18 protein-coding genes are annotated in these 13,660 nt (G+C 38.1%); 9 read left to right on the top strand and 9 right to left on the bottom strand.

Annotation, left to right across the window (positions count from 1 at the left end; all coding sequences use genetic code 11):
- The first annotated feature begins 18 nt into the window (after positions 1 to 18).
- Positions 19 to 1,602 (top strand): phosphoenolpyruvate carboxykinase (ATP), encoded by a 1,584-nt coding sequence (gene pckA / locus ABC255_RS06350; protein WP_412992122.1) that lies wholly within the window; start codon positions 19 to 21, stop codon positions 1,600 to 1,602.
- Positions 1,603 to 1,773: 171 nt separating this feature from the next.
- Here pckA and ABC255_RS06345 read toward each other — a convergent pair whose 3' ends face one another.
- Together ABC255_RS06345 and ABC255_RS06340 are read right to left on the bottom strand one after the other, a co-directional pair.
- Positions 1,774 to 2,016 (bottom strand): DUF2584 domain-containing protein, encoded by a 243-nt coding sequence (locus ABC255_RS06345; protein ID WP_335531621.1) that lies wholly within the window; start codon positions 2,014 to 2,016, stop codon positions 1,774 to 1,776.
- Positions 2,017 to 2,056: 40 nt separating this feature from the next.
- Positions 2,057 to 2,848: an alpha/beta hydrolase family protein gene (locus ABC255_RS06340; RefSeq protein WP_412992120.1), complete on the bottom strand. Its 792-nt coding sequence runs from the start codon at positions 2,846 to 2,848 to the stop codon at positions 2,057 to 2,059.
- Between the two features lie 125 nt (positions 2,849 to 2,973).
- On the opposite strand from ABC255_RS06340, the gene ABC255_RS06335 reads away from it, so the two are divergent.
- Genes ABC255_RS06335 through ABC255_RS06325 form a run of 3 tightly spaced genes read left to right on the top strand, consistent with a single transcriptional unit; the run spans position 2,974 to position 5,575 of the window.
- On the top strand, positions 2,974 to 3,990 hold the full coding sequence (locus tag ABC255_RS06335) for an ABC transporter substrate-binding protein (RefSeq protein ID WP_335531617.1): 1,017 nt from the start codon (positions 2,974 to 2,976) through the stop codon (positions 3,988 to 3,990).
- 21 nt (positions 3,991 to 4,011) lie between these two features.
- A complete protein-coding gene (locus tag ABC255_RS06330; RefSeq protein ID WP_412992118.1) occupies positions 4,012 to 4,788 on the top strand; it encodes an ABC transporter ATP-binding protein in 777 nt (258 codons plus the stop codon).
- Positions 4,769 to 5,575 (top strand): ABC transporter permease, encoded by an 807-nt coding sequence (locus tag ABC255_RS06325; protein WP_412992117.1) that lies wholly within the window; start codon positions 4,769 to 4,771, stop codon positions 5,573 to 5,575. The genes ABC255_RS06330 and ABC255_RS06325 overlap by 20 nt, the downstream gene beginning before the upstream one ends.
- A 20-nt stretch (positions 5,576 to 5,595) precedes the next feature.
- Here the strand turns inward: ABC255_RS06325 and ytkD are convergent, their stop codons facing one another.
- Together ytkD and ABC255_RS06315 are read right to left on the bottom strand one after the other, a co-directional pair.
- A complete protein-coding gene (gene ytkD / locus ABC255_RS06320; protein WP_412992115.1) occupies positions 5,596 to 6,075 on the bottom strand; it encodes an RNA deprotection pyrophosphohydrolase in 480 nt (159 codons plus the stop codon).
- Between the two features lie 85 nt (positions 6,076 to 6,160).
- A complete protein-coding gene (locus ABC255_RS06315) occupies positions 6,161 to 6,484 on the bottom strand; it encodes a hydrolase (protein ID WP_412992113.1) in 324 nt (107 codons plus the stop codon).
- A gap of 238 nt (positions 6,485 to 6,722) precedes the next feature.
- On the opposite strand from ABC255_RS06315, the gene ABC255_RS06310 reads away from it, so the two are divergent.
- Positions 6,723 to 6,980 carry a DUF6154 family protein gene (locus ABC255_RS06310; RefSeq protein ID WP_179160128.1) on the top strand — a complete coding sequence of 86 codons (258 nt, stop codon included), beginning with the start codon at positions 6,723 to 6,725 and terminating at the stop codon, positions 6,978 to 6,980.
- A 109-nt stretch (positions 6,981 to 7,089) separates the two neighbouring features.
- Positions 7,090 to 7,245 (top strand): YtzI protein, encoded by a 156-nt coding sequence (gene ytzI / locus ABC255_RS06305; RefSeq protein WP_412992110.1) that lies wholly within the window; start codon positions 7,090 to 7,092, stop codon positions 7,243 to 7,245.
- Between the two features lie 38 nt (positions 7,246 to 7,283).
- Here ytzI and ABC255_RS06300 read toward each other — a convergent pair whose 3' ends face one another.
- The gene (locus ABC255_RS06300) at positions 7,284 to 7,757 is read right to left on the bottom strand and encodes an S-ribosylhomocysteine lyase (RefSeq protein WP_335531603.1); all 474 of its coding nucleotides are present in this window, start codon (positions 7,755 to 7,757) and stop codon (positions 7,284 to 7,286) included.
- A gap of 144 nt (positions 7,758 to 7,901) precedes the next feature.
- On the opposite strand from ABC255_RS06300, the gene yidD reads away from it, so the two are divergent.
- Complete coding sequence (gene yidD, locus ABC255_RS06295; protein ID WP_412992108.1) at positions 7,902 to 8,129, top strand: membrane protein insertion efficiency factor YidD; 228 nt, start codon at positions 7,902 to 7,904, stop codon at positions 8,127 to 8,129.
- Here yidD and ABC255_RS06290 read toward each other — a convergent pair.
- Entirely contained in the window at positions 8,126 to 8,698 is a 573-nt protein-coding gene (locus ABC255_RS06290) for a beta-class carbonic anhydrase (RefSeq protein WP_412992106.1), read from the bottom strand. The two genes, yidD and ABC255_RS06290, sit on opposite strands and share 4 nt — an antisense overlap.
- A gap of 212 nt (positions 8,699 to 8,910) precedes the next feature.
- On the opposite strand from ABC255_RS06290, the gene ABC255_RS06285 reads away from it, so the two are divergent.
- Both ABC255_RS06285 and ABC255_RS06280 read left to right on the top strand, forming a co-directional pair.
- Positions 8,911 to 9,849, top strand: coding sequence for a metal ABC transporter solute-binding protein, Zn/Mn family (locus ABC255_RS06285; protein WP_412992105.1), 939 nt, complete (start codon positions 8,911 to 8,913; stop codon positions 9,847 to 9,849).
- A 91-nt stretch (positions 9,850 to 9,940) separates the two neighbouring features.
- Positions 9,941 to 10,099 (top strand): DUF1540 domain-containing protein, encoded by a 159-nt coding sequence (locus tag ABC255_RS06280; RefSeq protein WP_412992104.1) that lies wholly within the window; start codon positions 9,941 to 9,943, stop codon positions 10,097 to 10,099.
- Between the two features lie 28 nt (positions 10,100 to 10,127).
- Here ABC255_RS06280 and menC read toward each other — a convergent pair whose 3' ends face one another.
- The 3 genes from menC to menB all read right to left on the bottom strand — a co-directional run bounded on the left by menC (position 10,128) and on the right by menB (position 13,659).
- Positions 10,128 to 11,243, bottom strand: coding sequence for an o-succinylbenzoate synthase (gene menC / locus ABC255_RS06275; RefSeq protein WP_412992103.1), 1,116 nt, complete (start codon positions 11,241 to 11,243; stop codon positions 10,128 to 10,130).
- Positions 11,240 to 12,724: an o-succinylbenzoate--CoA ligase gene (locus tag ABC255_RS06270; RefSeq protein ID WP_412992101.1), complete on the bottom strand. Its 1,485-nt coding sequence runs from the start codon at positions 12,722 to 12,724 to the stop codon at positions 11,240 to 11,242. The genes menC and ABC255_RS06270 overlap by 4 nt, the downstream gene beginning before the upstream one ends.
- A 116-nt stretch (positions 12,725 to 12,840) precedes the next feature.
- Positions 12,841 to 13,659 (bottom strand): 1,4-dihydroxy-2-naphthoyl-CoA synthase, encoded by an 819-nt coding sequence (gene menB, locus ABC255_RS06265; protein ID WP_335531592.1) that lies wholly within the window; start codon positions 13,657 to 13,659, stop codon positions 12,841 to 12,843.
- Position 13,660 lies beyond the last annotated feature (1 nt).

Here is a 13,660-nt window from a genome sequence, read left to right as displayed (position 1 = left end):
AAAGGAAGGTTCGTTCTGATGAATTCAGTACATGTCCCAAATGAATTAAGCCAATTGCTGGAAGAAAGCCATGTGCACATTCAAATGTCTGTTCCTCAATTAGTGGAAAAAATTCTATCTAGGAATGAGGGAAAACTAACCTCAACTGGTGCGATAAGTGTATCAACAGGTAAATATACTGGAAGATCTCCTCAAGACAAATTTATTGTCATGGAAGAATCCATTAAGGATAAAATTGATTGGGGCAATTTAAATCAGCCAATTTCAGAAGAAATATTTAATAACCTCTATCAAAAAGTTTTAGACTACTTAAAAGAAAAAAATGAAATATTCGTCTTTAAAGGGTTTGCAGGTGCTGATAAAAAGACCCAATTGCCGATTCAAATTGTGAATGAATATGCTTGGCATAATTTATTCGCCCATCAATTGTTTATTCGGCCTAGTGAAGAGGAATTGCTGACACATAAACCCGGATTCACTGTCATTTCGGCTCCTAACTTTAAAGCAAATCCGGTTATAGACGGAACAAAGTCTGAAACCTTTATTATTATCTCTTTCGAAAAACGGACGATCTTAATCGGCGGAACGGAATATGCTGGTGAAATGAAAAAATCAATCTTCTCAATAATGAACTACCTGCTGCCTGAGAATAATATTTTCTCTATGCACTGCTCTGCTAATATTGGTGTTGAAGGTGATGTTGCTTTGTTCTTCGGTCTTTCTGGGACAGGAAAAACCACTTTATCTGCAGACCCAAAACGCCGCTTAATTGGTGATGATGAGCACGGCTGGTCATCGAATGGCGTGTTTAATATTGAAGGCGGCTGCTATGCAAAAACCATTAATCTTTCCAGAGAAAAAGAGCCGCAAATTTTTGATGCCATCCATTTTGGTTCCGTATTAGAAAATGTTGTTCTTAATCCTGATACAAGAATTGCAGACTATGACGATTCAACTCTTACTGAAAATACAAGGGCTGCTTATCCGATGCACGCCATTGAAAATATAGTTCAGCCAAGCATTGCAGGCCACCCGAATACCATTGTCTTTTTAACCGCAGACGCATTTGGGGTATTGCCTCCAATCTCAAAATTAACGAAAGAGCAGGCAATGTATCATTTCTTGAGTGGTTATACATCCAAGCTAGCAGGAACTGAGCGTGGGGTAACTTCTCCAGAGGCCACCTTCTCCACTTGCTTTGGTGCACCATTCCTGCCTTTACCTGCAACACGTTATGCAAAAATGCTTGGTGAAAAGATTCTTGAGCATAATGCAAATGTTTTTCTTGTAAATACAGGCTGGACAGGCGGAGAATACGGAGTGGGGAACCGCATGAAGTTATCCTATACAAGAGCGATGATTCAGGCTGCACTTGAAGGGGAACTAAACAATGTTGAAACCGTACAAGATGATATTTTCGGACTAAATATTCCACTCCACATTGCTGGTGTGCCGGATGAGGTTCTTCAACCCAGCAAAACTTGGGCAGACCCACTAGTATATGAAAAGAAAGCAATAGAATTAGCGAATAAATTCCGCGAAAACTTTAAAAAATTCACCAAAGTGGATTCAGAAATTGAAGAAAAAGGTGGACCAAAATAGAAAAGCGGATGCGCCTTGTCCAGGGGCGGCAGGCATAAGACGAGCCGGCGGGAAGGTTGTTCTTTAACCTTTCTGACGGATTGGCTTATGACCCGAGCCCCTAGGCGCTGAAGCTAGACAGCTATCAAAGCCATAGAGCAGACCCTTATCGTTGTCGATAAGGGCCTTTTACTAATTTGTAGAATTTAGTGAAATTAATTGGTAAGTTAACCACGTGCGGCTTTCTTGCCATTCTACTTTTTTAATGACGGCTGTTCCGCTCGTATCGCTTTCAATGGTTTTTCTCAACTCAATGGGAATATCAATCGGATAAAGTCGATAGCCTTCCTTTTCTAATACGAAAAGATTTTCTTCGATTCTTTTTTCCCTGCCTTTTGTTACAATCATCGTATTTAACTCAAGGGGCATACCCATATGTACCCGCTCCTCTGTAATTGGACTTACTTCTATTTTATCATCTTTTGATTTGACATTTCATCCACTTCGTTAAATCCTCCACGATTTTTTTGTTTACTACAGGAGGAAAGTAGTGAGTAAAATCATCAAAATACCAGCATTCCACAGGCTTATTTAACATCTTAAGTCTTCTTTCGAGTCTGTAGGCATGCTCCACCGAAACATTCTGATCATTTACTCCATGAATGATTAATACAGGTGCTAAAAGCTTTTCGAGCTCATAAAGAGGTGTTCGCTCTTCATATCTTTCGGGATATTTTCCAGGTGTACCACCAATCACCCTTTTCATCATTTTTCGCAAATCTTTTCTTTCTTCATAGGTTAACGTCATATCACTAACCCCGCCCCAAGTAACAATCGAGGCAGCCTCTGGATACTCGAGTGCTGTCATCAATGCCATGACACCACCTCGCGAAAAGCCAAAGACATGGATATACTCTACATTAGGAAATGACTTTAAAAGCTCATAGCCCGCAAAAGCGTCCTCCCTGTCCTCTCCAGCAAAATCCTCATTCCCCTCTCCCCCTTGATTCCCTCGATAATAAGGAGCGAATACGATGAATCCTTCAGAGGCAAACTGAGCAATTCTTGCAGGTCTGACCTTTCCGACGTTCTTGATGCCGCCGCGCAAATATAAAAAGCCATCATAATTTCCTTTTATTTTTGGCTCAGCCAGCAGACCTTTAACCCTCAATCCATCAGAAAGATAGGTAATCTCCCTTAATTCCACATTAGGATTGGGTGAAGGAAAACGATAGACTTCGATGATTTTTCCATTTTGTTTGTTCACTAGATTTCACCTTTCCATTCAACCGTAAAAATTTATGTAAGTAAGCATTCACACATTTATTTCTGTTTCATACGATATGTTAGGTCAACAGCCCAGATTTTTATTGTAATAAGGAGGGTTTTGGTATGAAAAAATGGTTAAAAATTGGCTTTTCTTCAGTTCTTATTTTAATTCTGATGTTCTCACTAGCTGCTTGTAACAGTACTGATAAAACCGATTCAGAGAAAATTGAAAAGGTACGATTGGTTGAAGTTACTCGTTCTATCTTCTATGCCCCTGAATATGTCGCCATCGCAAAAGGATTTTTCGAAGAAGAGGGCCTGGAAGTGGAATTGTCTACAGCCTTTGGCGGCGATAAAACCATGACAACACTGTTATCCAATGGTGCTGATGTTGCGTTGGTAGGCTCTGAGACTTCGATTTATGTTTACGCTCAAGGATCCAATGATCCGGTTATTAACTTTGCACAACTCACACAGACTGATGGCACCTTCCTGGTCTCAAGAGAAAAAATTGATAATTTCTCATGGGATCTTCTTAAGGGTTCAACATTCTTAGGGCAACGTACTGGCGGTATGCCGCAAATGGTTGGGGAGTTCGTTCTCAAAAAGCATGGCATCGACCCTCACCAAGATTTAAATCTCATCCAAAACATTGATTTTGCAAATATAGCTAGTGCATTTGCCTCTGGAACAGGTGATTTTGTTCAATTATTTGAACCACAGGCGAGCATTTTTGAACAAGAAGGAAAAGGACATATTATTGCTTCCTTTGGAACAGAATCCGGCCATGTTCCATATACAACCTTCATGGCAAAAGACAGTTACATGAAAGAAAACAAGGATATTGTAGAAAAATTTACCAGAGCCGTTTACAAGGCACAGCAATGGGTTGAAACACATAGCTCAGACGAAATCGCTGAGGCAATTCAATCCTATTTCCCTGATACAGACGTCAAACTCATTAGCACAGTAGTAGACCGTTATAAAGAGCAAGGCTCATTTGCAACTGATCCGATCCTTGATGTGGAAGAGTGGAACAATCTACAGAACATCATGGACGAAGCAGGTGAGCTTCCAAAAGAGGTTGATCACTCTACACTTGTAAATACAGAAATAGCTGAAAAAGTAAAAGAAGAATAAAAAATATGGGAGGCCGTCAAAATGAGTTTCTTAGCCATTAAAGATATCCATCACACTTATTTCACAAAAGCCTCTGAAACAACGGCCCTCTCGGAAATAAGTTTGATTGTAGAGGAAGGTGAATTTGTTTCCTTCCTCGGCCCTAGCGGCTGTGGAAAGACAACTTTACTTTCCATTATTGCTGGGCTTATAAAACCAACACAAGGAACCATTTTGCTTGAAAATAAACCAATCACGGGGCTAAAGAACCAAATCGGCTATATGCTCCAACAGGACTATCTATTTCCATGGAAAACAATTGAAGAAAATATCCTTATTGGTCTAAAATTATCCAAACAATTGAACGAGCAAACAAAAAGTGCCGCATTAAACCTTTTAAATCAAATGGGTTTAAAGGGTATCGAGAAACAGCTCCCTAAGCAGCTTTCAGGTGGTATGAGGCAGCGTGCTGCGCTTGTAAGAACGCTTGCCACGGAACCCAAGCTTCTTATGCTTGATGAACCATTTTCAGCATTGGATTATCAAACTAAGTTAAAGCTGGAAGAATTAGTATCAAACACGCTCGACTCCTTTGGAAAAACAGCCATTCTAGTCACACATGATATTGGTGAAGCCATAGCAATGAGTGATCGGGTTGTGCTCTTTTCACCAAGTCCGGGCAGAATTCATAAAATTTTTGAAATGCCAGAAGAACTAAGAAACGTATCCCCTTTTAACGCTAGAAACCATGAGGCATTTTCAAGTATCTTTCAGAAAATATGGAAGGAGCTGGATTCACTTGAAACAAGGAAAAACTAACGTGAGCCTCCTCCATAAAAATTATTTACATTCCCTGACGATTGAAAAAAGATGGGTACGTTTTTACCAAATCGTCATTTTCCTGCTCTTTTTTTCTAGTTGGGAAATTTCGAGTCAAAAACGTTGGATAGATCCTTTACTCTTCAGTTCTCCATCAAAAATTTGGGATTTATTTCTCGAAAAATTACAAGATGGTTCTTTGATGTCCAATCTTGGTGTTACCTTAACCGAAACTATTTTTGGTTTCGTATTAGGTACACTACTGGGAACCGTACTAGCAGCACTGCTTTGGTGGTCACCGATGCTGTCAAAAATTATTGACCCCTATCTCGTCATTCTAAACGCAATGCCGAAGGTCGCCTTAGGTCCCATATTAATTGTCGCCCTTGGGCCTGGATATCCTTCCATTATTGCAATGGGAGCCATCATCTCGGTTATCATTACAACGATTGTTGTTTATACTTCTTTTAAAGAAGTAGACCCTAACTATTTAAAAGTACTGCAAACATTCGGGGCTACACGACTTCAATGCTTTAAGGAAGCCATTCTTCCTGCTAGTTTTCCAACCATAATTTCAACCTTAAAGGTCAATGTTGGTTTATCCTGGGTTGGTGTCATCGTGGGTGAGTTTTTAGTTTCATCCAGAGGATTGGGTTACTTTATCATTTATGGCTTCCAAGTCTTTAATTTTACCCTGGTTTTTTTATCTTTATTGGTAATCGCTATCGTTGCCACCATCATGTATCAGCTTGTAGAGCTATTGGAAAAAAAACTTATCAAGGAATAGCGGCTTATCTAAATTTGTCGCTATTCTTTTTCGTGTTGCAGATTATAGATATACTTCACACATTCTGCCACCACATCATCCTTCATAATAAAGCTGTACTCTTTACCAAAACGCAAATCTAACAAATCACCTTTTACTAAAACTGGCCCTTTTGTCTCAAAATAGCTATTCATTTTATGTACTGATTTTATTTTCCCCCAAAATACAGCCTTTACAAAAGTATTTTTTTCGTCAGCAACTCTATATTCAGCAATTTGTGAAAGGTCTTCTAAAGTGGCTCCGGTCTCCTCATAAACCTCCCGAATAGCCGCTTCTTTGAGGGACTCTCCAGGTTCGACTTTACCTCCCGGAAATTCCAGTCCTCGAACACTATGATTAGTTAATAACCAATCATCCAAATATTTACAAATCACAAATACATGCTCCGCTTCCTGCTCAAAGGCATTGCTTGAGAATGAAAGCTCTACCTTGTTCCCTAATTGATCTATAAAATTTTTCATCTACCCTCACCCCTAGGTACCTCTTGATTATTTATTATAATCGAAAAAAACGGAAAATCCTTGTATAGAGGATTTTCCGCTTTTATTACCCTTGTTTTGGTAAGATATTCATCGATTCAATATGACTTTTAGCTCCATTATCACCTAGTTTGTAAATCATCCCATAAACTTGTTCAATCGTATTGTCATAAGCGTCGTTTTCACGGTCGTAATGATATTGAACATATGGAACATGGGCTCTAAAGAAGTTTTGCCATTCTGTTGAATAATTTTGGTCAAAAAGCTCTCGAAGCTGGGTAATTTCTTCATCATTCGCTTGAATTTTAAAGCTCCATGTAGAAGCTGTTGCACTTTGGGATATTTGTCCATGCCCAACGTCTATATAATAGGTCTTTTTTTGCTGATCCATTTTGTCATCCCCTTATTAATATTATTTAGAATTTCCCACAATCAAATAAAATTTATTCTTTTTCAAATTTCGACTCATTTTTTAGAACTGAATGATGTATAATTGTCATAATATTAAGAAAATGGATTTTCACCATTTTTACAAACTTTCGCTTCAGCCATAGAGGATATTTTTCATCATTAAGGGAATTGAATAAGTAAGGAAAAAAATTTTAAAAAATTCTTTGGAGGTGAACGGAATGAGGTTAGTCGATGAATTATTTCAGATGTATCGAGACAAGCTTACAGGTGATGAAGAGGATATTGATATGTTAGCATTCGCCTTCTTAGAAGAAATGTCACATGAGGATCTTCTACACTTAATTAAAGAGATGGATAAACAAGAATTATACGATTTAATGGGGCTTTATTTAATTGAGAGCCTAAAAGGTAAATTCGCCCAGGAAGAATACGGCCAGCAGCGCACCCATACTTATTATCCAAGAAATATCCACTAATCCTTACATACCCACTCAAATCAAGGAACTGCAGATAGCAGTTCCTTTTTTTTGTTAAAAAAGAGTCAAACCATGCTAAAATATAAGAGAAGAAAAGGGAGGAGAAAACTTGTATACGATATTTGTTGTAAGTATTGTTATCATTATTGTGGTATTATTGCTTGCTGTAATTACTACGTCAAAAGCATATAAATTTAAACATACAGTAGACCCACTCGACGATAATCCTTATTTAAAGAATGAAAATAACGAAAAAAAGCAGTAAAAAAATTCCTATTCACTAAGAATAGGAATTTTTTATTTTTATGCAAAAACTTGTTTTAAGTCTTCTTTACTTTGTTCAAGCCAAAAACGCATTAGACGTTTTGCTCCCTCTAAATCGTGAAGTTTTGCTTGACCACATTGTCTTTCATTTGCTGCCGGGATCTCAGTTATTTCAACTGCAGTCTTCATCGTATCTTCAAGAAGGTCAATGATCTCTTCAACAGTAGGCTCACCGCTCACAACCAAATAGTAGCCTGTTTGGCAGCCCATAGGTGAAATATCAATAATATCAAAGTGATCATATTTCTCTACGTGTGCACGGAGATTAAATGCAAGCAAATGTTCTAATGTATGGATAACATCAGGCTTCATCGCCTGTTTATTTGGCTGGCAAAAACGAATATCGTATTTATTAACAATACCGTCGCTTCCTACCTTATGGACACCACAATGTCTAACGTAAGGTGCTTTAACAGCATTATGATCTAAATCAAAGCTTTCAACTGAAGGCATTATTTCCCCACTCCTTTTATACGTCTAAGTAGTATGATACTATAAATTCCGAGTTTTTTCATCAACTTAATTATAATTAACAATTTAGACGTTTTTTTCTAATTGTGATATCTTTTAAGTAATTTGTTGAAGGGAGTTTCCCCTATGTTTAAAAAGATTTTAATTTCTGTTATTCGATTTTATCAAGTTGCCATATCACCTATAAAGCCGCCAAGTTGTCGTTTTTATCCCACGTGTTCGCATTATGGGTTAGAGGCTGTTCAACGGTTTGGAGCTTTAAAAGGCGGCTGGCTTACTTTAAAGAGAATTCTTAAATGTCATCCTTTTCATCCGGGCGGAATAGATCCGGTGCCAGAGAAAAAGGAGAATTAACCTTGGTAACCATCGACAACAAGGTCCAGTTTTCCTGTCTTAGGGTCAATGACCAACCCATGTACCGGAACACCTTCTGGCATTAATGGATGGTTTTTTATAACTCCAACACTATGCTCCACGCTTTCTGTGACATTATCAAATCCATGCAGCCAATTTTTAATATCAATACCTGAATAAGTTAGAGTATCAAACGTTACTTCTGTTACTCCACGGCTCATCATACTTTCTATAACTGGTTCAGCCTTTAATCCGCTCATCCCACAATCGTGATGGGCAATGACTAGCACTTCCTCTGCTTGCAGCTGATATACAGCGATAAGAATACTTCTCATAATACTCCCAAATGGATGTGAAACCAATGCCCCGGCATTTTTAATCGTCTTTATATCACCGTTGCTTAAGTTCATTGCCTTTGGCAATAATTCCAATAATCGCGTGTCCATACATGTTAGTATGACCGCTCGTTTATTTGGAAATTTTGTTGTCTCATATTTCTCATATTCGCGGCTTTCAACAAATTTTTGGTTATAATCCAAGATTTCATTTAATAATGTAGTGTTATTCATAATTATCCCACCTTAACTTTGTTTATATTAAGCATACATAAATACTAACGCATGCTAAAATTTTATGCTTGCATTTAACTCATTTTTTTTGTAATATACATAAGGAAATCGGAATCGTTCCGTATTATACATTTTTTTATAATCTAAATTCTAAAAATTTTTCGAATATAAATCGTAATAACTCCGGTTTATAAACTTTTAAAGGAGCACATATGAAAAAAAATATTCTTTTACCATTTATTTTACTAATTAGCCTGGTAATCACTGCTTGCAGTGCTGAAAATGAACAAACAGATAACAAGAAAGAGCAACTAACCATTTATTCCACAGTATTCCCTCTTCAATATTTTACGGAACGTATCGGTGGAAAATACGTTACAGTCAATACCATCTATCCACCAGGAGCAGATGAACATACATTTGAACCATCCCAAAAAGATATGATCAAACTGGCGGATTCAGATTTATTTTTCTACATCGGCTTGGGATTAGAAGGATTTGTAGAGAGTGCTAAAGAATCATTAAAAAATGAAAACGTCTCGTTGATTCCAACTGCTGAAGATCTTATTTTAGATCCTGCAGAAGAACATGAAGCACACGATGACCATGAGGATGACGGTCATGGAGATTTTAATCCTCATGTATGGCTTGACCCGGTATATTCGAAAGAAATGGCTGCTGTCATTAGGGATTCTTTAATTGAAAAAATGCCTCAAAATAAGGAGACGTTTAATCAGAATTATCAGAAGCTTGCGGATGAATTAGATCAATTAAATTCGGAATTTGAAAGCACTATTCAAACTGCAAAACATAAAGAAATTCTTGTTACTCATGCTGCCTTTAGCTACTGGGAGCAAAGGTACGGGCTTGAGGAAATCAGTATTTCTGGCCTTTCCACCACGAATGAGCCAACCCAGCGTGAACTAGAGAATATTATCTCACTTGCCGATAAACAAGGACTGCATTACATTCTTTTTGAACAAAATGTCCAATCAAAATTAGCGGAGATTGTTCAAAAGGAAATTGATGCTAAGGCTTTACCAGTTCATAATTTAGGTATCTTAACAAAAGAAAATATCAAGGATAATGAAACATACTTTACACTCATGGAGCAGAACTTAGAATCGCTAAAAACGGCTTTAAACGATTAGTTGGTTACTTCCCTTTAACTTACAGGGATGAGAAGATGTAAAAAATCAAAAGCTATTTTTGTATTACGAATGACCATAAGGAGTGATACAAATGGCACAAGATGTATTATGTGAAGTAAACAATTGTTCTTTTTGGGCAAAAGGAAATAAATGCAATGCAGATAGTATATATGTTGTCAGCCACAAAGGAAAAACAGCTGATAACAGTCAAGAAACAGATTGTAAAACATTTGAACCTTCAGATTTATAAATAAAATAAACCAGACATTTCGTCTGGTTTATTTATTTTCGAATTTAAATACCTTTTCTATTCTTGTTGTTTCCTTAAGCCTCTTTTCATTAATGCCAAACCCTATGCCTGGTGTATCCGGAACGCTTACAGATCCATTTTTAACACTTACCTCAGGACTAATGATATCTTCATCCCAAAATCGATTAGAAGCAGAAATATCACCGGGGATTGTAAAGCCAGGAAGTGAAGCAAGCGCTATGTTATGGGCACGGGATATTCCAAATTCGATCATTCCCCCGCACCAAACCTCGATACCCCTATCGAGGCAAAAATCATGAATTCTTATTGCTTCGTACAGACCTCCCACTCTTCCTGCTTTAATATTAATAATCTTACAGCTCCCAAGTTCAATAGCATTTTTTGCATCATTAAAGCTGACAATACTTTCGTCTAAACAGATCGGTGTATTTATCTCATTTTGAAGTAGTGAGTGTTCAATGATATCGTCACTAGCCAGCGGCTGTTCGATCATCAAAAGATTAAAGTCATCTAGTGCTTTCAATCTGTCGATATCGTTTAAGGTGTAAGCAGAATTAGCATCAGCCATTAACGGAAGTTCTGGATAATAGCGACGTATTTCTTCTAGAACAGAATAATCCTGACTAGGATTAATCTTAATCTTAAATCTCTGGTATCCCTCTCCCAAATATTTTTCAATTTGATTGAGAGAACTATTAAGCGAATCAGCAGCGACCACCACACCAGCAGCAATTTCACTTCTAGTTCCCCCAATGACTTTAGAGAGCGACATTGAATTCCTTTTTGCATATAAATCCCAAAGGGCCATTTCTAATCCCGCCTTGGCCATATGGTTTCTCCTAACTGACTGGAAAAGAATAGCTGCGTCCTCAGGATGTTTAATTGGCCACTTCTTGAGCAACGGGATTAATACATCACTCACAATATGTAAACTTGTCGCGACAGTCTCTTCTGTGTACCACGGTGTGGAAAATGCGACACCCTCTCCATATCCAGAAATGCCATCTGAATCGATTACCTCTACAATGATCCCCTCACGCTCTGTTACCGTACCTAAGTGGGTGTGAAAGGGGGACTTCAATGGCATACTTATCACTCTAAGTTTAATTTGAGCAATTCTCATTTAACATTCCTGCTCTCTTGAACCAAATCAAGTAGCTTTCTGCGAAGAAGCTTTTTAGCAGCATTCCTCGGAAGTTTTTCCGTAAAATAGAACGATTTTGGTACTTTGTATTTCGCCAAGTTTTCTAAACAAAACAATTTAAGTTCTTCCTCGGTCACATGTGCATTTTTTTTGCGAACAATAAAAGCCGCTGGAACTTGTCCCCATGTTTCATTATCGATACCAGTAACACCAGCATCAGCGACATCTGGATGAGCTAATAAAACAGATTCTATTTCGGCAGGATAAATGTTTTCCCCTCCAGAGATAATGAGATCAGAACGCCGGTCAAGCACGTATAAAAAGCCTTCTTCATCCAAATAGCCAATGTCTCCTGTATGAAACCAACCTTGATTAAACTTTTCCTTTATGACATCAGGACGATTTAAGTACCCCTTTGTCACATTCGGACCTTTTACAATAATTTCACCTGCTTGTTTTGTTGGTGCAATTTTTCCATCCTCCAAAATAATTTCAAGTTGTGATGGGAATAGTGGCTTACCAGCCGAACCTAGTTTTGTGATGCTGTACTCTGGAGCTAGTGTAACGATTTGTGAAGCCGTCTCCGTCATCCCATAGGATTGAAAAACGGGAACTTCTTTTGCCTTACATGCCTCTAATAGTGGCAACGGTGCAGGACCGCCTCCTAATAGTGCACAGCGGAAATGATTTGGCAGCTTAGAATCTTTAAGGGCTTCAACAATCCTATAAAGCATTGTTCCTACCACTGACATAATCGTAACATGATTGTTTTTAATATCATTTATCGCTCTGTCAGCGTCAAAACTTTCATGTAGGATAATAGGCATTCCATAAATAACACTTTTCATTAAGATGGAATAACCACTTATATGAAAAAGTGGAACGCTGCAAAGCCAGCGGTCACTCTCGGTATATCCTAAATTTAATGCCGAACCCACAGCACTCCACCAATGGTTGCCATATGTATGAAGGACGCCTTTCGGATTTCCTGTTGTACCTGATGTATACATGACCGTACAGACATCATTTAAGTTAATTTCTTCCTGGATTTCAGGAACTTCTATTACTGCTGCAAACAACTCTTCTTTTGTAATAACTGGCACTTCTAAGTCCTGCTTTATATCGTAAAAATCATTTTCGAGAATTAACGCGACTGCCCTGGAGTCATTTAGCTGCCACATTAATTCTTTTTTCGATAATCGATTATTTAAGATAACTGCCTTGACTCCAATGAGCTGAAGGGCAAATAATATTACAATGGTATCAAGATGATTTTTAAGTAATACACCAATATATTGATCTTTTTTTACTCCTAAACCTTGAAGCTGTCCAGCAATCTGATAGGAGCTTTGATATAATTCTTTAAAAGATAGTGTCTGTTCATTGAAATAAACCGCCGTTCTCTCAGGTGTGAGAAATGCTCTTTTTTTTAGAAAGTTAGGCATGGTTTCATATTGCATTAATTTTCACCTACTTCTAGTTAGTTGTCCTATTTGTCTAGCTTTAGTGCCGAGTAGCTTCCGCTTTTCTATATAAAAACAGCCTGATGGAGTCCATCAAGCTGCAACATTTTGAATCAAGGGAAACGTGGGAATTGACCAAAGTCTGGCTTTCGTTTTTCTTTAAATGCGTCACGACCTTCTTTAGCCTCTTCGGTTGTATAGTAAAGAAGAGTTGCATCGCCAGCAAATTGCTGAAGACCCGCTAAGCCATCAGTATCTGCATTCATTGCTGCTTTTATGAAGCGAAGTGCAGTTGGACTTTTCTCAAGAATTTCATTACACCACTGAATGGTTTCCTCCTCCACTCTTTCAAGTGGAACAACTGTATTTACTAGGCCCATATCAAGAGCTTCCTGTGCATTATACTGACGGCATAAGAACCAAATTTCGCGGGCCTTTTTATGACCGATAATTCTTGCTAGATAGCCTGAACCATAACCAGCATCGAAACTTCCTACATTTGGACCAGTCTGTCCAAAAACTGCATTGTCAGCTGCAATCGTTAAATCACAAACAATGTGTAAAACGTGCCCGCCGCCAATCGCATATCCCTTAACCATGGCAATAACCGGTTTTGGTATTACACGAATTAAGCGCTGTAGGTCTAGTACATTTAATCGTGGGATTTGATCTTCACCAACATAGCCGCCATGACCGCGTACCTTTTGGTCACCGCCTGAACAAAACGCTTTGTCTCCGGCACCTGTAAGTACGATAACTCCTACACTAGAATCATCACGAGCATAGGCAAAAGCATCAATTAACTCCATCACAGTTCTCGGTGTGAATGCATTATGTACATGTGGGCGATTAATGGTAATTTTTGCGATTCCGTTATATGTTTCATATAGAATTTCTTCATATTTACGTCCTGCAATCCATTCTACTGTCAAA

It is taken from the genome of Neobacillus canaveralius (genome assembly GCF_047237705.1).
Classification (GTDB): domain Bacteria; phylum Bacillota; class Bacilli; order Bacillales; family Cytobacillaceae; genus Neobacillus; species Neobacillus niacini_K.
Note: the sequence above shows the minus strand (reverse complement) of the source record. Positions and strands in the feature narration are given on the sequence as shown.